This is a genomic window from Shewanella zhuhaiensis (genome assembly GCF_022484835.1).
In the GTDB taxonomy this organism is placed as follows: domain Bacteria; phylum Pseudomonadota; class Gammaproteobacteria; order Enterobacterales; family Shewanellaceae; genus Shewanella; species Shewanella khirikhana.
Map to the genome: position 1 here is coordinate 55,618 of NZ_JAKUDL010000003.1, position 16,509 is coordinate 72,126.

At 56.8% G+C, this 16,509-nt stretch carries 15 protein-coding genes; 10 read left to right on the plus strand and 5 right to left on the minus strand.

Going from position 1 to position 16,509, the window contains the following annotated elements; all coding sequences use genetic code 11:
- Positions 1 to 411, minus strand: coding sequence for a type IV pilin protein (locus tag MJ923_RS09865; RefSeq protein ID WP_240590935.1), 411 nt, complete (start codon positions 409 to 411; stop codon positions 1 to 3).
- Positions 412 to 1,014: 603 nt separating this feature from the next.
- On the opposite strand from MJ923_RS09865, the gene MJ923_RS09870 reads away from it, so the two are divergent.
- From MJ923_RS09870 to MJ923_RS09900, 7 genes are all read left to right on the plus strand, one after another.
- Positions 1,015 to 2,382, plus strand: coding sequence for a Na(+)-translocating NADH-quinone reductase subunit A (locus MJ923_RS09870; protein WP_240590936.1), 1,368 nt, complete (start codon positions 1,015 to 1,017; stop codon positions 2,380 to 2,382).
- Complete coding sequence (locus tag MJ923_RS09875) at positions 2,382 to 3,596, plus strand: NADH:ubiquinone reductase (Na(+)-transporting) subunit B (RefSeq protein WP_240590937.1); 1,215 nt, start codon at positions 2,382 to 2,384, stop codon at positions 3,594 to 3,596. Before MJ923_RS09870 ends, MJ923_RS09875 begins: the two co-directional genes overlap by 1 nt.
- Positions 3,586 to 4,350: a Na(+)-translocating NADH-quinone reductase subunit C gene (locus MJ923_RS09880; RefSeq protein WP_240590938.1), complete on the plus strand. Its 765-nt coding sequence runs from the start codon at positions 3,586 to 3,588 to the stop codon at positions 4,348 to 4,350. The genes MJ923_RS09875 and MJ923_RS09880 overlap by 11 nt, the downstream gene beginning before the upstream one ends.
- A gap of 1 nt (position 4,351) precedes the next feature.
- Positions 4,352 to 4,978, plus strand: coding sequence for an NADH:ubiquinone reductase (Na(+)-transporting) subunit D (locus MJ923_RS09885; RefSeq protein WP_011761085.1), 627 nt, complete (start codon positions 4,352 to 4,354; stop codon positions 4,976 to 4,978).
- A gap of 10 nt (positions 4,979 to 4,988) precedes the next feature.
- The gene (nqrE, locus tag MJ923_RS09890) at positions 4,989 to 5,597 is read left to right on the plus strand and encodes an NADH:ubiquinone reductase (Na(+)-transporting) subunit E (RefSeq protein ID WP_011761084.1); all 609 of its coding nucleotides are present in this window, start codon (positions 4,989 to 4,991) and stop codon (positions 5,595 to 5,597) included.
- Positions 5,598 to 5,610: 13 nt separating this feature from the next.
- On the plus strand, positions 5,611 to 6,828 hold the full coding sequence (gene nqrF / locus MJ923_RS09895) for an NADH:ubiquinone reductase (Na(+)-transporting) subunit F (protein ID WP_240590939.1): 1,218 nt from the start codon (positions 5,611 to 5,613) through the stop codon (positions 6,826 to 6,828).
- 156 nt (positions 6,829 to 6,984) lie between these two features.
- On the plus strand, positions 6,985 to 7,467 hold the full coding sequence (locus tag MJ923_RS09900) for a GNAT family N-acetyltransferase (protein ID WP_240590940.1): 483 nt from the start codon (positions 6,985 to 6,987) through the stop codon (positions 7,465 to 7,467).
- A gap of 54 nt (positions 7,468 to 7,521) precedes the next feature.
- Here the strand turns inward: MJ923_RS09900 and thpR are convergent, their stop codons facing one another.
- Positions 7,522 to 8,055, minus strand: coding sequence for an RNA 2',3'-cyclic phosphodiesterase (thpR, locus tag MJ923_RS09905; protein ID WP_240590941.1), 534 nt, complete (start codon positions 8,053 to 8,055; stop codon positions 7,522 to 7,524).
- Positions 8,056 to 8,143: 88 nt separating this feature from the next.
- Here thpR and MJ923_RS09910 point away from each other — a divergent pair, with 88 nt between their 5' ends.
- From MJ923_RS09910 to mrcB, 3 genes are all read left to right on the plus strand, one after another.
- Positions 8,144 to 10,336 (plus strand): putative bifunctional diguanylate cyclase/phosphodiesterase, encoded by a 2,193-nt coding sequence (locus MJ923_RS09910; RefSeq protein ID WP_240590942.1) that lies wholly within the window; start codon positions 8,144 to 8,146, stop codon positions 10,334 to 10,336.
- Positions 10,337 to 10,416: 80 nt separating this feature from the next.
- Positions 10,417 to 12,927 (plus strand): ATP-dependent helicase HrpB, encoded by a 2,511-nt coding sequence (gene hrpB / locus MJ923_RS09915; RefSeq protein ID WP_240590943.1) that lies wholly within the window; start codon positions 10,417 to 10,419, stop codon positions 12,925 to 12,927.
- A 12-nt stretch (positions 12,928 to 12,939) separates the two neighbouring features.
- Positions 12,940 to 15,288 carry a penicillin-binding protein 1B gene (gene mrcB / locus MJ923_RS09920; protein ID WP_240590944.1) on the plus strand — a complete coding sequence of 783 codons (2,349 nt, stop codon included), beginning with the start codon at positions 12,940 to 12,942 and terminating at the stop codon, positions 15,286 to 15,288.
- A gap of 71 nt (positions 15,289 to 15,359) precedes the next feature.
- Here the strand turns inward: mrcB and MJ923_RS09925 are convergent, their stop codons facing one another.
- The 3 genes from MJ923_RS09925 to MJ923_RS09935 are packed head-to-tail and all read right to left on the minus strand — an operon-like array spanning position 15,360 to position 16,481.
- Positions 15,360 to 15,743, minus strand: coding sequence for a hypothetical protein (locus MJ923_RS09925; protein ID WP_240590945.1), 384 nt, complete (start codon positions 15,741 to 15,743; stop codon positions 15,360 to 15,362).
- Positions 15,740 to 15,928: a hypothetical protein gene (locus tag MJ923_RS09930; protein ID WP_240590946.1), complete on the minus strand. Its 189-nt coding sequence runs from the start codon at positions 15,926 to 15,928 to the stop codon at positions 15,740 to 15,742. The genes MJ923_RS09925 and MJ923_RS09930 overlap by 4 nt, the downstream gene beginning before the upstream one ends.
- Positions 15,929 to 15,986: 58 nt before the next feature.
- Entirely contained in the window at positions 15,987 to 16,481 is a 495-nt protein-coding gene (locus tag MJ923_RS09935) for a P-loop nucleotide/nucleoside kinase family protein (RefSeq protein WP_240590947.1), read from the minus strand.
- Positions 16,482 to 16,509: the final 28 nt, after the last annotated feature.

The window sequence follows — 16,509 nt, forward strand, 5'->3', positions numbered from 1 at the left end:
TTACTCCCAACAGCCGGTTTTGGAAGCGCCTTCGGTGCCTTTTTGATCCAGTGTCAGGGCACCACAGCCGTCATTTTGGTGGCTGCTTGGGGCGGCTTTCAGCACAAAACTCTGTCCGTCTACCTGGGTGTAGGAGTAGGTGTAAAACTTGTCGCTGGGCAGGGACGCCAGGGTGTCCGGGTAAACGCCTTCGCGGGAGAAGTTGCGCTCCAGTGTATGGGACAGGCTGACCAGCTGCTGCTGGGCATCGAAACGGCGGCCCTTTTTCAAATGTTCCTGATACGAAGGCAGGGCAATGGCGGCAATAATGCCGACGATGGCTACTACTATCATCAGTTCTATGAGGGTAAAGCCTTGTTGTGCTGCGGGGATGTCAGGGTGCTTCCTTGCATACTCAGGGGTAATTGACATGTAGATTGTATCCCGTTGTTTGTTTGTGATTTTCTTATTTAGACAACGCTGTCATTTTTTTTGGCAAACATATTGGCTTCCTCTAATAAAGGCAAGTATTCCGTATACTATTTCGCCTTTATATATATCCGCCGGTTATATACAACCTGAGTATGATGCCGAAAAGTCTGGGTCAAAATGTGCCGGATTGTAGGCAGTGGTCATGGAATCGGCTCTGGGTGTCTAGCAGGTCACGCAGGCTTTATGTCGGAATTGAGAGCTCGATCACCCGGGGTTAGGGCGCTGCGGGGCGGGGGAGACTGAGGTTGATTTTCACCAAATGGGGGCTTTTGCCTTAGTAAAATTCAGTGATACAGATCGCGTGAATTGCTATATCTATATGTAAAATATAGATATTTACATTAATTAAATTTAACTGAATTTGTGTAATTTTATGACATTAAGGCATAGGTCACAGCCATAATTGGCTAAAAACAGCGCTGTTTTGTGGTCTTTTGTAGTTAACTTTCACTTTTGGGCCAATTGTGATGTGGTTGACGGAAATTTTTTGCCTGAATGCGTACGATCGCTCGTAGTGTATTTTCCGAGAGAGCGACCGCAATCATGGCAGATTATTCCGAAGCGATAATCACAGTGAAAAAGGGCCTGGATGTGCCCATTGCCGGTGCGCCAAGGCAAGAGATTGACCTCGCCGCCAAACCTTCCCAGTTGGCCTTGCTTGGCAAGGAGTATGTAGGGCTTAAGCCTTCCATGCTGGTGGAAGAGGGCGAGCGGGTCATCAAGGGTCAGGCGCTGTTTGAAGACAAGAGCAACCCGGGTGTGCGTTTTACCGCGCCCTGCGCCGGGGTTGTTTCTGCAATCCATCGGGGCGAGAAGCGTATGTTGCTGTCGGTGGTCATCGATTGTGATGGCTCCGACGAGGCAATCGACTTTGGTGCCGAGGCAAACCTTGCCGCCCTGTCCCGTGAGCAGGTGCAGGACAAGCTGCTGCAAAGTGGCCTGTGGACTGCACTTCGCACCCGTCCATTTTCCCGCGCGCCCAAGCCGGGCTCAGTGCCAGCTGGCTTGTTTGTTACCGCCGTGGACACCAATCCGCTGGCGGCCGATCCGCGGGTAATTATCAATACCGACGTCGATGCCTTTGCCGCCGGTATGCAGGTACTTACTCAGCTCACCGACGGGCCGGTGTTCTTGTGTCAGGACGGTCGCCACGATACCCTGCCGGGCGCCGAGCTGCCACGGGTGCAGACCCACAGATTCCAGGGCGTGCACCCTGCCGGGTTGGTGGGCACTCACATTCATATGCTGATGCCAGTCAGTATGGAGCGTCAGGTATGGCATATCGGCTATCAGGACGTGATGGCGGTTGGCCGTCTCTTTACCACCGGACAGCTGGATAACCGCCGCATTGTGGCGCTCGCCGGCCCCAACGTGCTTAAGCCAAGGCTGATTGCCACTGTGCTGGGTGCCAAGGTCAGCGATATCGTCAAAGGCGAGCTGAAAGACGAAGTCCATTCCCGGGTGGTCTCCGGCTCTGTGCTTTCCGGCCACACCGCCGAAGGCGCGTTCGACTTCCTAGGCCGCTTCCACCCGCAAATTTCGGTTGTCACTGAAGATGACAGTGAGCACTTCCTGCCCTGGGTACGCCTGGGCCGGGACAAGTTCTCCATTACCCGAACCGTGCTGTCGCGCTTTTTGCCCAAGAAACTCTACGACATGACCACCCACACCGGCGGTGCCAAGCGCGCCATGATGGCCTTTGGCCAGCTGGATAGGGTGATGCCGCTGGATATTCTGCCCACCTTGCTGGTGCGGGATCTAGTGGTGCGTGACACCGACGAGGCGCAGCTTTTGGGCGCACTGGAGTTGGATGAAGAAGATCTGGCCCTGTGCACCTTCGTCTGCCCCAGTAAGTACGATTTTGGCCAGGAGCTTCGCGCCTGCCTGACGATTATCGAGAGGGAAGGCTAATGAGCAAGCCCATGAAGAAACCCAGTGCCCAGGACGCTTACTACGCTCCCGGACACACGATTAAAGACTATTTCCGTTCGCTGTTTATCGGCCATGGCGCCAGCACCCAGGATACGGTGCACGTGCGTGATGCCATTGAAGTGAAGCGCACCATGACCCTGGTGGGTCTGTGTCTACTGCCTGCTATTTTGTTTGGCATCTACAACACTGGCTTGCAGGCGCAAATTGCGATTCTGGCGGGCAGCGCGCCGCTGGATACCTGGCATCAGAGCTTTTACAACGCCATTTTCGGCGGTTTGACTGAAAGCACTGGCATCTTTGGTCTGATGGCGTACGGCTTTATTTATTACCTGCCGATTTATCTGGCGGCGCTTACCACCACCATCTTCTGGGAAATGGTGTTTGCCCGGGCCAGGCGTCAGGAAATGCAGGAAGGCTTCTTTGTTACCGCGCTGCTGTTCAGCCTGTGTTTGCCCGCCAATATCAGCCTGTGGCTGGTGGTGATGGGCATCAGCTTTGGTGTGGTTGTTGCCAAAGAGCTGTTCGGTGGCATGGGTTACAACTTCCTGAATCCGGCGCTGGCGGGTCTGGCCTTTATCTATTTTGCCTACCCAAGCGAAGTGACTACCTCGGCGCAGCTGGTAGCGGTAGACGGTTACAGCTCGGCCACTACCCTGGCGCAGGTTGCTGCCAACAAGATGAAGTTTGCCGAATACCCCTGGTACCACGCCTTTAACGACGCCGCCTGGTGGGATGCCTTCTTAGGCTTCGAAGTGGGCGCCATTGGTGAAACCTCGGCACTGGCGATTTTTGCCGGTGGTCTCTTGCTTATCCTTACCCGTCTCGCCGACTGGCGCATTGTGGTGGGCGTGCTTATTGGCGCCATCGCCACATCCTTGCTGTTCAATGTGTTTGGCGACGGTAAAAGTGCCATGGCGGCCATGCCCTGGACCTGGCATCTGGTCACCGGCGGCTTTGCGCTGGGGATGATGTTTATGGCAACCGACCCTGTGACCACCGCCTACACCCGTCCCGGCAAGCTGATGTTCGGCATCCTGGTGGGCGCCATGACCATTCTTATCCGCGTGGCCAACGTTAAGCAGCCCGAGGGCATCATGCTGGCGATTCTGTTCGCCAACCTGTGGGCGCCTGTGTTGGATTCGCTGGTGGCAAGATTCAATATCAAACGGAGGCTGAAGCGCAATGGCCTTTAACAAAGACAGTGTTCTCGGCACCATGACCTTCACGGTCGTCCTGTGCCTGGTTTGCTCCTTTATGATCACCGGCACCGCCGATGTGCTCAAGGAGCGCAAATTGGTGAAAAAGCGCAACGAGCTGATGCAAAACGTGCTGGTGGCGGCTGACATCAAGGATGTCAGTGATGTCAAAGCCACCTTCGAAGCGCGGGTGCGCCCGGTGATGGTGAACCTTGCCAGCGGCGAGATGCATGAGCGTGACAACATCCTTGACTATGACGAGCGTATGGCGGCTATCAACCCGGATACCTCCAGCAAGATTGCCAAAGACACCGCCCGTATCAAGACCCGCGCCAATGAAATCCGCATCTTCAAAGTGCTGGACGACAAGGGCGAGCTGCAGGCGCTGGTGCTGCCGGTGTATGGCAAGGGTTTGTGGTCGATTATCTACGGCTTTGTGGGTATTGAGGCCGACCTCAATACCATCACAGGCGCTGTGTTCTACGAGCACGGTGAAACCCCGGGTATCGGCGACTTTATTAACCACGACGACTGGCTCGCCAAATGGCAGGGCAAGCAAATCTTCAACGCCAAGGGCGATGTGGCCTTCAAGATTGTGAAGGGCGAAGCCAAGGCCGGAGACAAGAGTGCCGTCGATGGTGTAAGTGGTGCCACCCGCACAGGTGCGGGCGTGGCCAAGGCGGTGCAGTTCTGGTTTGGTCCTGAAGGCTTTGATGCCTTTATCGACAAGCTGAAAGCGGCGGGGGTGTGAGATGAGCGCTGTATTATCCAATCGTGAACTCCTGATGCGCCCGGTGTTTGCCAATAATCCGGTGGCTATGCAGGTGCTGGGGGTCTGTTCGGCCCTGGCGGTGAGTAACTCCATGCAAACCGCGCTGGTGATGACACTGGCGGTGACCTTTGTGTTGGTGTGCTCCAACTTCTTTATCTCGCTTATTCGCGCCTTTATCCCCAACAGCGTGCGCATCATCGCCCAGATGACCATTATCGCCTCGCTGGTGATTGTGGTGGATATGGTGCTTCAGGACGTGGCGCCGGACTTATCCAAGCAGCTGTCGGTGTTTGTGAGTCTGATTATCACCAACTGTATCGTGATGGGCCGCGCCGAAGCCTTTGCCATGAAAGAGCCGCCACACCTGTCGGTGATGGATGCCATCGGCAATGCCGCCGGTTACGGTTTTATCCTGCTGAGCGTCGCCTTTGTGCGTGAGCTTTTGGGTTCTGGCACCCTGTTTGGTCACAGCATTTTGAAGACCATAGAGCAGGGCGGCTGGTATCTGCCCAACGAGATGTTCAAGCTGCCCCCCAGCGCCTTCTTCCTGATTGGCGTCATCATCTGGGTGGTTAACATAGCTCAGCGCAAGCGCGCCAAGGCCTGAGGATAACGTCATGGAACACTACATTAATCTGTTTATCCAGGCGTCATTTATCGACAACATGGCGCTGTCTTTCTTCCTCGGCATGTGTACCTTCCTCGCGGTGTCGAAGAAGGTATCTACGTCGCTTGGTCTCGGTATTGCCGTGATTGTGGTGATGGTACTGGCGGTGCCGCTCAATCAGCTGATTTACGTGGCCGTGCTTAAGCCGGGCGCCCTGGCGTGGGCCGGCTTCCCTGAGCTGGATTTGTCCTACCTGCAGCTCATCACCTTTATCGGGGTGATTGCGGCGCTGGTGCAAATTCTTGAGATGGTGCTCGACCGCTTTATGCCGGTGCTGTACCAGACGCTGGGGATCTTCCTGCCACTGTTGACGGTAAACTGCGCCATCTTCGCCGGGGTGATTTTTATGGCCAACCGCGACTACACCCTGACCGAGTCAGCGGTGTTTGCCGCCGGTGCCGGTACCGGCTGGGCGGTGGCCATTGTGCTGCTGGCCGGTATTCGTGAGCGGCTCAAGTTCAATGCCATCCCCGAAGGGTTGCAGGGCATTGGTATCACCTTTATCACCACAGGGCTGATGGCGCTGGGCTTTATGTCCTTTGCCGGTATCAGCCTGTAACGGAGGAACATCCATGGAAATGACGATTGGAATGGGCATGTTCACCGTGGTGGTGTGCATCCTGGTGGCGGTCATCCTGATTGCCCGCAGCAAGTTGGTGGCAAGCGGCGACGTGCAGCTGCGTATCAACGACGATAGCGATAAAAGCGTGGCCGTGCCCGCCGGTGGCAAGCTTTTGGGCGCCCTGGCCGGTAAAAACATCTTCGTGCCTTCTGCCTGTGGCGGCGGCGGTACCTGCGGTCAGTGCCGGGTGAAGGTCAAATCCGGTGGCGGTGATATCCTGCCTACCGAGCTTGACCATATCACCAAGAAAGAGGCTAAAGAGGGTTGCCGTCTGGCGTGCCAGGTGGCGGTGAAGTCCGATATGGATCTTGAGCTCGATGAAGAAATCTTCGGGGTGAAGAAGTGGGAGTGTGAGGTGATTTCCAACCGCTCAACTGCTACTTACATCAAGGAGCTGCTGCTGAAGGTGCCAGAAGGCGAAGAAGTGGACTTCAAGGCCGGTGGTTATATTCAGATTGAAGCCCCCGCCCACCAAGTGCATTACAAAGACTTTGATATTCCGGAAATCTTCCGCGATGACTGGGAAAAGTACGGCCTGTTTAATCTGGTGTCCAAGGTAGATAGCGAAGTGATGCGCGCCTACTCCATGGCCAACTATCCGGAAGAAAAGGGCCGCATCATGCTTAACGTGCGTATTGCCACGCCGCCAAGCCCTGAGTTGCCACCGGGACAGATGTCATCCTTCATCTTTAACTTGAAGCCCGGCGACAAGGTGACTATTTCCGGCCCCTTCGGTGAGTTCTTCGTCAAAGAGACAGACGCCGAAATGGTGTTTATCGGCGGCGGTGCCGGTATGGCGCCGATGCGAAGCCATATCTTCGACCAGCTCAAGCGGGTGAAAACATCGCGCAAGATGAGCTTCTGGTACGGCGCCCGCTCCCTGCGTGAAGTGTTCTATCAGGAGGACTTCGATGGTCTTGCCGCCCAAAACCCTAACTTCGAATGGCATATTGCGCTCTCTGAGCCACTGCCGGAAGATAACTGGACTGGCTACACCGGCTTTATCCATAACGTGCTGTATGAGAACTACTTAAAGCAGCACAAGGCGCCGGAAGACTGTGAGTTTTACATGTGCGGCCCGCCAATCATGAACAGCTCTGTTATTGCCATGTTGGAGAGCCTGGGCGTTGAGCGCGATAACATACTGCTCGATGACTTTGGCGGCTGACGCTGGATGTTGCTCTGATTGCTGAGTAGATGGGCAACTGATCTGAACCGCTGATATCCCTGACAATCCCCACCTCCCGGAGGGGATTTTTTTACCGTTTTTTCAAATGATTGGCCGTGATATGTTAGTGGGAATTTGGCAGAGTCAGGGATAACAATGGAGCTTTGTAAGGCTGCGGCAGAAGATGCACAGGCGATTTGGGATTTGCGCAACAAGGCCATTCTTGCAGGCTGCAAAGGCTATTACGACGAGCTGAGTCTCGCGCGCTGGACCGAAGGCGAACTGACCGAGAGTTTTACCGCCGTGGTGGCCCAGGGCTTTTATATTATGAAAGACGGCGCGCGCGTGGTGGGCAGTGTGATGTTGGACTTGACCCATCCCGAGCTCAAGAGTGCTGAAGGTCAGGTTGAAGCCTTGTTTGTTGCCCCTGACGTAATGGGTCGCGGAGTTGGTAAGCGCTTGATGGCCTTTGTTGAAGAGCTGGCGCTGGCGCAGGGCATCAGCAGACTCAGACTGGAATCCACCCTCAATGCCGCGCCCTTTTACCGCGCCTGCGGGTTTGGCGAAGAGAAACGCTCCCTCTATCAAAGCCCACGGGGTTTTACCCTGGACTGTTGCCTGATGTACAAAAACCTTTAGTAAAAAACGCCTGTAAAAACTCTGAGCAGGCTGTTTGACAGCCGCTTGACAAGGCTAATCGGCAAGCGGCCAGCTTTGTAAAATCCGGTATTGCACCCCAATGGCCGTGCTTTGAGAGTGATACAGGTGCAGGGCATCCGGCATGAGCGTAAGCGGCGTAGGCGTCCACTCAGGCTTTTGAAATACCCTGGCTTTGCGTTTTAAGGTGATGTGCGGGTTAAAGGCATGCTCGCTCTGATGCAGGCCAAGTTTGGCAGCAATCGCCTGACTTGCCTCAAACATACCGATAAGGGCGCTGTCTTCAGCTTTGCCCCACAAACAAACCACCCCAGCACCACGCCAGTGCACCAGGGTATCGAGCCGTTGGCGAAATCGGGGTTTGGCAAGCCCGGTTATTTCATCCCGCAGCGCTGCTTCCTGTGTGCCATCGGCTTGTCCCAAAAACGCCAGCGTCATATGCAGATTGGCTGGCGTGACATCCACTCCTGTGCCAGCCCCCTCCCCAAGTCCATGTTGCAGCCGTTGCAGTGAAGCAGTTTGTGCGCTGTTCAGGGAGAATCCCAGAAATAATCGTTTGTTGTCAGGCATAAAATCCGACCTTTACTCTCAGGTAAGCAAACCTTGCCTATACTCTAGAGTGAATGCAAGTTACTGCGATTTCCAAGGAAAGCAGGTTATGTCGTTGCCTGAGTCGAACTCATTGCATACCGCTCTGGCCGGGATATTCGCCCATGTACCTTTGGCGACCCTCGAGCAGAATGTTGACCGCGCCCTGCAAACCATCACGGCGCGGCTGGATTGCGATGGTGTTTTTGTGCTCTCCCATACGGCCAATCAACCGGGCGTTACACCGCGTAATATCTACTTAAGGCCCGCGGTCGCCCGTGGCGGCCAGGTACGTTACTGGCCGCTGGCGCGCATGCCCTGGTTTCGGCGCCAGATGCGCCAGCCACGGCTTATCAATCTTGCCGATATAGGTGCCTTGCCCGCTGAGGCCAGCCAAGAGAAACACTTCCTGCGGGAATGGAAGGTGAAAAGCCTGCTGGTGCTGCCGCCGGTGAGTTTCGGTGAAACCCACATCGCTCTGGGCGCTGTGCAGTGCGAGCGTGCCCGCGAATGGTCGGCCGGCTTTATCGACAGCCTGACCAATGCCGCCATGCTGATAGGGGCGGTGACCGAACTGACCCGCATCGCCCAGGCGCTGATGATAAGCGAGCGCAAGTATCAGGAGTTGTTCAATCAGCTGCCGCTGGCCTGTGGCCTGGTGGACAGACGCAATAAAGTCAAACTGCTTAATAACATTGCCCGTCAGAATCTGCCCTTGTCCGATGGCCAGGACTTGATGGCGCTGGTGCGGCCGGAAGAAGGCTCCATGCTGCTCGATACCCTGCAGGTGGTGCGCGATGGTGTGCTTAAACAAGCCTGGTGCGAAATTGCCGTGAAGGGCGCCATGATGTCGCAGCAGTGGCTTAAGCTCAGCTTCAGCCCCATGGCCGATGAGCCAGGGAACCTGCTGATGTTGGTGGATGATGTGAGTGAGCGCCACCGTCTGGCCGATGAGCTGTCGTTCCATGCCAATTTCGATGCCCTCACTGGGCTGCCCAACCGTTCCCACTTTGAAGCCCTGCTGGCCAAGCTTTTGAGCGAGGAGCATGAAAACCCGATTTGCGTGGCCTTTTTGGATCTGGACCAATTTCAGGTGGTGAATAATGTCAGCGGCCATCAGGCTGGCGACAAGCTGTTGTGCCAGGTGGCGCTGCGGCTCAAACAGTTGGTGCGTAAAGGCGATACTGTGGCTCGTCTTGGTGGTGATGAGTTTGCCATTTTGATGCACTACTGCAACGAAGATACCGCCAAGATTATTGCCCAGCGCATTTGTACCCAATTGTTTGAACACGAGTTTTGCTGGGAGCACCGGCGCCACAGCGTGTCTGTTTCCATGGGGGTGGCGCCGCTGGATACCGATGTCAGCGATATCTACTCCATTATGAGCCGCGCCGATGCGGCCTGTCGTGTGGCCAAGGATCAGGGGCGTAACGGCTGGCATATCTACTGTGCCACCGACCCGAAAATGAGCCGCTTCTACACCGAAATGACCGCCTCGGTCGACATTATCGAAGCCCTGCAGCAAAACGAGTTTCAGCTGTATTATCAGTTGATTGAGCCGCTGACCCGCGCCGAGGATGGCCTGCATATGGAAATCCTGCTCAGGCTCGAGCGCCCCAATGGCGAGATGCTATCCCCCGGGATCTTTTTGCCCGCCGCCGAGCGATACAATCTGGCTTCCCGGGTCGATCGCTGGGTGCTGGATAATTTACTGCGCTGGGGCAGCCAGCATGTGGATGTGTGGCATGAGCTGGATATGGTGTCGGTGAACCTGTCTGCTACCTCCCTTGGCGACCCCGAATTTATGGCCTGGCTCGAGATGCGGCTGATGACCGAGCCGGATCTGGTGGACAAGCTCTGTGTGGAAATCACCGAAACCGCTGCGGTCAGCCAACTGGATCAGGCGCAGGCGTTGATCGAGTTGCTGCGCCCTCTTGGCTGCAAGCTGGCGCTGGATGACTTTGGTTCGGGTTTCTCAAGCTTTGCCTACCTTAAACTGCTGGATGTGGACTTTGTGAAAATCGACGGCCAGTTCGTGGTTAACCTTTGCGAAAACAAGTCTGATCAAGCCATTGTCAACGCCATCTGTCAGCTGGGCCGAGATATGGAGTTTGAAGTGATTGCCGAATTTGTTGAGTCGGTCGACATCGGCAAACGCCTGCGGGCATTGGGGGTGGATTACGGTCAGGGCTATGCTATCGGCAAGCCCCAGGCTCTGGAGGGGCTGCTCAGCGGAAAGCGCGTGCCCTGGCTTAAGGACTGACATCCCCGGCCGCAGACTTGTTCGCACCTTCCCTAAGTCAGTACAATGGTGGCCATTGTTTGTTGCCCGCCGGATTAGCCTTGAATTCCTTGCCCGTCTGCGAACTGTTCGACGACCTTAAATCAGCTCTGCAAGCCCACAATCAGCTTATTCTTGAGGCGCCCACCGGTGCCGGTAAGTCTACGGCGCTGCCATTGGCGCTGCTCGATTGGTCCGAAATATCGGGGCGGATCACTATGCTGGAGCCCCGTAGGGTGGCGGCGCGCAGCGTGGCGCGCTTCATCGCCAAACAGCGCGGCTGTGCCCTTGGCACTGAGATTGGTTACCGGGTTCGTGGCGACAGCAAGGTGTCCAAAGACACCCGCCTCGAAGTGGTTACCGAAGGCATTTTAACCCGCATGATCCAGGACGATCCCGAACTCGAGGGGGTTGGCCTGATTATTTTCGATGAAATCCACGAACGCCATCTGAGCACAGATCTGGGGCTGGCGCTGGCACTGGAAGTGCAGGCCGGTCTCAGGGACGACCTGACCATTCTCGCCATGTCGGCCACCCTGAGTGGCATGCCGCTGCAAGCGCTGATGCCCGAAGCGGCACTGCTTAAAAGCCAGGGCCGCAGCTACCCGGTTACCCTGGAGTACGCCAATGTGCCTGCTGGCAGCGATTGGCAGGCGCACATGGGTAAAACCCTGCTTGAACTTGCCACCGGTAAACGGCCGTTGCCTGATGGCATTGCTCCGGGCACTGTGCTGGCGTTTTTGCCGGGCAAGGCCGAGATTGAGCGGCTTAAGGTGTTTTTGTCAGAGCGTCTCAATGAGTCGGAATTTGCCATCTGTCCCCTCTATGGCGAGCTTGATGCCAACGCTCAGGATGCGGCGCTCAGCGCCGATGCTGCCGGGCGCCGCAAGCTGGTGCTGGCCACCAACGTGGCCGAATCGAGTCTGACCATAGATGGGGTGACTCAGGTGGTGGACTGCGGCTTTGTGCGCCAGGCGAGTTTCAATCCCCGCAGCGGCGTGACCCGCCTTGGGCTTAAACGTATCAGTCAGGCGTCGGCTATCCAGCGTGCTGGCCGCGCCGGACGTCTGGCGCCGGGGCTGTGTATCCGGCTCTGGAGCCAGGATGAGTTTGAGCGCCAGATGAAGGCCGATGAGCCGGAAATTCTGCGCAGCGAGCTGGTCAGTCTGGCGCTGGAAGCGGCGGCCTGGGGCGCGCGCGATTTTGCTGCGCTCAAGCTGTTGTCGATTCCGCCCAGGGTGAATGAAACCATCGCCTGGAATCTGCTTAAAGATCTGGAGCTGGTGGATGATGACCATAAGCTCAGCGCCCTTGGCCGTGAGGCCCATCGCCTTGGCTGTCATCCGCGCCTCGCACATATGTTGCTGAAGGCCAAAGCCCTGGGGGCGGCCGAAGCTGACCCCGGGCTTGCGCCTTTGGCGTGTTTGCTGGCGGCAATTTTGGAAGGTCGAGGATTGCCGCGCCGCGGCTGTGACATCAGCCACTACCTTGGGTGGGCAACGTCGGGTCAGACTGGTCAGCAGGCCAAACAATGGGCTGCAAAACTCGGTATCAAGGCTGACTTTGCGGCGCTGGCAAAATCGGCTCACCCCCACGATTGTGGCCTGCTGTTGGCGCTGGCGTATCCTGACCGTATCGCCATGGCCCGCGGCAAGGATGGTTTTGTGCTGGCCAACGGCACGGGCATCACAGTGGATGAGGCCGATGCCATGTCCCTCGAACCCATGCTGGTGGCCGCTGACTTTGGCGAGCTTGAAGGCCGCAGCGCTGGCCGTTTGTGGCTTGGCGCGCCGCTGGATGAGCGTCTGTTCGATGGACCCCTGGCTTTTTTGGTTGCTGAACGTGAGGTCAGTGGCTTCGATGAAGGCCGAGGCCGCTTCGTGGCGGAACGGCAGCGGGTCGTAGGGCATCTGGTGCTGGGACGCGAGAGTATGACCAAGGTGCCTGCATCGCTTAAAGCCAGTGCCTGGATAGCCCGAATTCGTCAAAAAGGCCTTGGTTGTCTTGGCTTTGATGATGATGCTATGCAGCTCAGGCGGCGGGTGTGTTTGGCCGCGACTCTGCTTGGCGGTGACTGGCCTGCCATGGATGATGAAGCACTGCTTGAGTGCCTTGAAGACTGGCTGGGGCCGTTTTTGGGCGATATCAACACCCTGGATCAGTTCAATAAACTCGATGCCGGACGCATTTTGCGTGACAGCCTCGACTGGCAGCTGCGCACAAGCCTCGACGCGGCGCTGCCGACCCATTACCCTATGGCAACTGGCACCCGTGCGCCCATTCGATATGAAGACGATGGCCGCTCCATGCTCAGGGTGCGATTGCAGGAAGCCTATGGCATGGCCAGCACGCCGCTTTTGGCCGATGGACGGCTGAAACTCACCATGGAGTTCTTATCGCCTGCCCAGCGCCCCCTCGCCCTGACGGCGGATTTGGCCAGTTTCTGGCAGGGGCCTTATCAGGACGTGAAAAAGGAAATGCGCGGCCGTTATCCCAAGCATTTGTGGCCGGACGATCCGGCGAACACCTTACCGACCAAATTTACCAAGAAAAAGACCTTGGGCCAGTCCTGAGGCAGAGAATTTATGACTTCAGAAAAACGGACTTCAGCAAAACGGACCACCGAAAAGAGCGGCGCTCCCCGACGTAAGGCCCCGGCCAAAGGCAAGCCAAAAGCAGCCAAGCCCGGTGTGCTTTGGCGTATCTGGTCGTTTTTGTGGAAACTCACCCTGGTGGTGTTGGTGCTGTGCGCCGCGTACGGCATCTATCTGGATCAGCAAATAGCCCGTAAATTCGAGGGCCAGAAGTGGCATCTGCCTGCGCAGATCTTCAGCCGTTCCATGGCGCTCTATCCCGGCGCCGCCGTGAGCCATCACCAGATGATGGCCGAACTTAAGCTGCTGGGGTATCGCAAGGTGGCAAACCCTCGTCAGGTGGGGGAGTTTTCGGCGTCCAAGACCCGCATTGACCTGTGGCGGCGCCCCTTCCTGCACCCCCTTGGCAGCCAGGAAGCGGCGCGAGTGATGATTAGTTTCGATACCCAGGGGGTGGAGAACGTTGCCCGTCACACCGACAAGCGCGAGCTGGCGGTGTTTCACCTTGAACCTGTGCTGCTGGACAGAATCATTGCCAGCGACGGTGAAGACAGGCTGTTTGTGGCCCGTAAAGAAGTGCCTGACACCATGGTGGATGCACTGATTCTGGTGGAAGATCGCAGCTTCTACGAGCACCACGGGGTCAACCCGTTCGCGATTTTGCGGGCAGCCTTTGTCAATATCAGCGCAGGCCGCACAGTGCAGGGTGGCTCGACCCTGACCCAGCAGCTGGCGAAGAACTTCTTCCTTTCCAGTGAGCGCTCGCTTATCCGCAAAATCCGCGAAGCCCTGATGGCCATCATCATTGATTTTCGCTACAGCAAGGATGAGATCCTCGAGGCCTACCTCAACGAAGTCTACATGGGGCAGGACAAGTCCCGTGGCGTACACGGTATGGGGCTGGCATCGCAGTTTTACTTCGGTCGTCCACTGAACGAACTGACCCTGGCGCAGCAGGCGTTTTTGATTGCGGTGATTAAAGGGCCGTCTTACTACAACCCCTGGCGCTATGCCGACCGGGCGCAGGAGCGCCGGGATCTGGTGCTGCGGCTGTTGATGGAAGCGGGCAAAATCAGCGTGAACGAGTTCCAGATTGCCGCCGAATCGCCGCTGGGTTTAAGGCCGGAAGGTCGTCCTGTGCATCAAAAGATGCCGGCTTTCTACGCTCAGGTGAAGAAAGAGCTGGCACTGCGCTGGGGTGACAGTCTGCTCAATGAGTCGGGCATCAAGGTGTACACCACCCTCGACCCCATAGCGCAGGAAGCGGCCGAAAAAGCGGTGAAAGACGTGATGGCCCGCATCGGCAAAGACACCAAGGAGCTACAGGCGGCCATGGTGGTAACCGATAAGTTTGGCGGCGGTATTGCTGCCATGGTGGGCGATCGCAATCCAAGCTTTGAAGGTTACAACCGGGTCAGCGAAATGCGCCGCCCGATTGGCTCACTGGTGAAGCCATTTGTTTACCTCACTGCCCTTGAGGACGACAACTACAACCTGATGACGCCGCTGAAGGACGAGCCGCTGACCGTGACCAACAAACACGGCCAGGCCTGGTCGCCGCAAAACTACAGCAAGACCTTCAGTGGTCAGGTGCCGCTGATGCAGGCGCTGTATAAGTCCCTCAACGTGCCGACGGTAAATCTGGGGCTGGCGGTTGGCGTGGATTCGGTCATCAACACCCTCGATGATGCCGGCTGGCGCGGCGAGGCGATTAATCCGTATCCGTCGATGCTGCTTGGCGCCGTGGATGGCTCGCCGCTGATGGTGGCGCAGATTTATCAGACCCTGGCCGACAATGGTCGCTTCCGTCAGTTGTCCACCGTGACCGACGTGCTGGACATGAATAATGAGGCCATTCTGGCGAGTCGCCTGCCATCCGAGCAGTCGCTGGAGCCTGCTGCCGCTTACCTTGCCCAGTACGTTATGACCCGGGTGGTAGCGGAAGGGACTGGTGTTCGCCTTGGCCGCGCCTTCCCCAACGTGACCCTGGCCGGTAAGACAGGTACCAGTAACGACAGCCGTGACTCCTGGTTTGCCGGGTTTGACGAGCGGAACGTGGCCGCCGTTTGGGTGGGCCGTGATGACAACGGCAAGACCAAGCTGGTGGGCGCCAGCGGTGCCATGGCCATCTATCAGGCATTTTTGGAGCAGCGCCCACCTGTGGGGCTGCGGATGACGCCGCCTGGCGATGTGGTGCAGGGCTACTTTGATACCAACGGCAATGCGCTGGAAAAAGGCTGCCCCGGCGCCGTGGCGCTGCCAGCCAAGGTGGGTAGTTGGAACCCGGCCCGCAACTGCGGCAAGCCTTTGTCCTGGTGGCAGAAAATCGTTGGCGGTTAATGCCATTGCAAGGTGAAGCCTGCGACTGATTCATCGGGTCGAGTCGGCCTTTTTTGCAGTTTAACAGCAGCCTAGTTAGCTTCGGGCAGGGCGTCGAGGCTGGCTTTGTCGGGCAGCGCTGACCAGGACATCAGCCGGGATTCGCTGCTCGTCATATTGGTTTGCAGCCAGGTCATCATGGCATCGTTTGCGCCGTCGCCATAGGTGCGGTGGGAATAGACAATAATCACGCCGCGTCCCTCACGAAACACGAAACGGGCAAAGGCGACCTCGATAAACTCAGGGCTGCCCATGACCGCAATGGCAAGATGCTCAGCGCTTTGACTGTCGCTGCGGGGCACGGACGCGGTGCGAATCACCTGCCCATGCTTTTGATAAACATTCAGCACCCCGTTGGCGAGGCTTGCCAGGGCTTCCTCATCGGTGACTTCATCACGCACATTCAGGGTTATCATCTCCTGCCAGGCCGCGAGATCCTCTGCCCTTCGGGGGTAAATTCATGTTGACCGGCGTTTGACCAGCGATGGATAAAGTCCTGACCGTGAAAGTCGATGACCAGAGGTTCGGCAGCCTGGCCTGCGGCAGATAACACGGCAAGCAGCGTGCAATGGACGAAAAAGCGGGCGGTTTTGGTGAACATAGCGGCCTTCCCTGATTGAGCCTGATCCCTGAGTCATTTTGCCTGAAACTTAATCAGCTTACTCCCTGAGCCCGATATGTAAAACCTTAAGCTGCTCGTTTTCACCGGGCGGTTCAAAGAACTGACTGACATGATAAAACACGGCCTCGGTGTCAAAGCTGGCGCGGTGGGGCTGTTCCTGCCTGCGCTTGGCGATATTGGCCAGACAGCTTTGGTCGCTGTGGTCGAGGTAAATCAGCTGATGCTCGGCGCCGATTTCATTGCACAGAGCGACAAACCAGCCGCGTTGCCTGACCGTATTACCGGGGAAGTCCATCACCACAGGCGTGCCGCTTTGCAGCAGTTGCTGCACGTGGGATTTGATAAAGGGTTTTATCTGGCTTGAAAACCGCAGGTAGTCGTCAAAGGTGTGGATTTGGTCTGGGTAGTGCGCTGCAAGCCAATCGTCTTCGCTGATACACACAGCCCGGTGACGGGCCGCCACCTCCCTGGCCATGGTTGATTTACCCGCTCCCATTTTGCCGCAGAAAAAGAACAGCTTGCCCAAATCCATTGTGGTTTCCTTATGCCGAAATACGTTT

Bases quoted from the DNA above. Each gene is read 5' to 3' on its own strand.
- MJ923_RS09865 (WP_240590935.1), bottom strand. From the start codon at position 411: ATGTCAATTACCCCTGAGTATGCAAGGAAGCACCCTGACATCCCCGCA.
- MJ923_RS09870 (WP_240590936.1), top strand. From the start codon at position 1,015: ATGGCAGATTATTCCGAAGCGATAATCACAGTGAAAAAGGGCCTGGAT.
- MJ923_RS09875 (WP_240590937.1), top strand. From the start codon at position 2,382: ATGAGCAAGCCCATGAAGAAACCCAGTGCCCAGGACGCTTACTACGCT.
- MJ923_RS09880 (WP_240590938.1), top strand. From the start codon at position 3,586: ATGGCCTTTAACAAAGACAGTGTTCTCGGCACCATGACCTTCACGGTC.
- MJ923_RS09885 (WP_011761085.1), top strand. From the start codon at position 4,352: ATGAGCGCTGTATTATCCAATCGTGAACTCCTGATGCGCCCGGTGTTT.
- nqrE (WP_011761084.1), top strand. From the start codon at position 4,989: ATGGAACACTACATTAATCTGTTTATCCAGGCGTCATTTATCGACAAC.
- nqrF (WP_240590939.1), top strand. From the start codon at position 5,611: ATGGAAATGACGATTGGAATGGGCATGTTCACCGTGGTGGTGTGCATC.
- MJ923_RS09900 (WP_240590940.1), top strand. From the start codon at position 6,985: ATGGAGCTTTGTAAGGCTGCGGCAGAAGATGCACAGGCGATTTGGGAT.
- thpR (WP_240590941.1), bottom strand. From the start codon at position 8,055: ATGCCTGACAACAAACGATTATTTCTGGGATTCTCCCTGAACAGCGCA.
- MJ923_RS09910 (WP_240590942.1), top strand. From the start codon at position 8,144: ATGTCGTTGCCTGAGTCGAACTCATTGCATACCGCTCTGGCCGGGATA.
- mrcB (WP_240590944.1), top strand. From the start codon at position 12,940: ATGACTTCAGAAAAACGGACTTCAGCAAAACGGACCACCGAAAAGAGC.
- MJ923_RS09925 (WP_240590945.1), bottom strand. From the start codon at position 15,743: ATGATAACCCTGAATGTGCGTGATGAAGTCACCGATGAGGAAGCCCTG.
- MJ923_RS09930 (WP_240590946.1), bottom strand. From the start codon at position 15,928: ATGTTCACCAAAACCGCCCGCTTTTTCGTCCATTGCACGCTGCTTGCC.
- MJ923_RS09935 (WP_240590947.1), bottom strand. From the start codon at position 16,481: ATGGATTTGGGCAAGCTGTTCTTTTTCTGCGGCAAAATGGGAGCGGGT.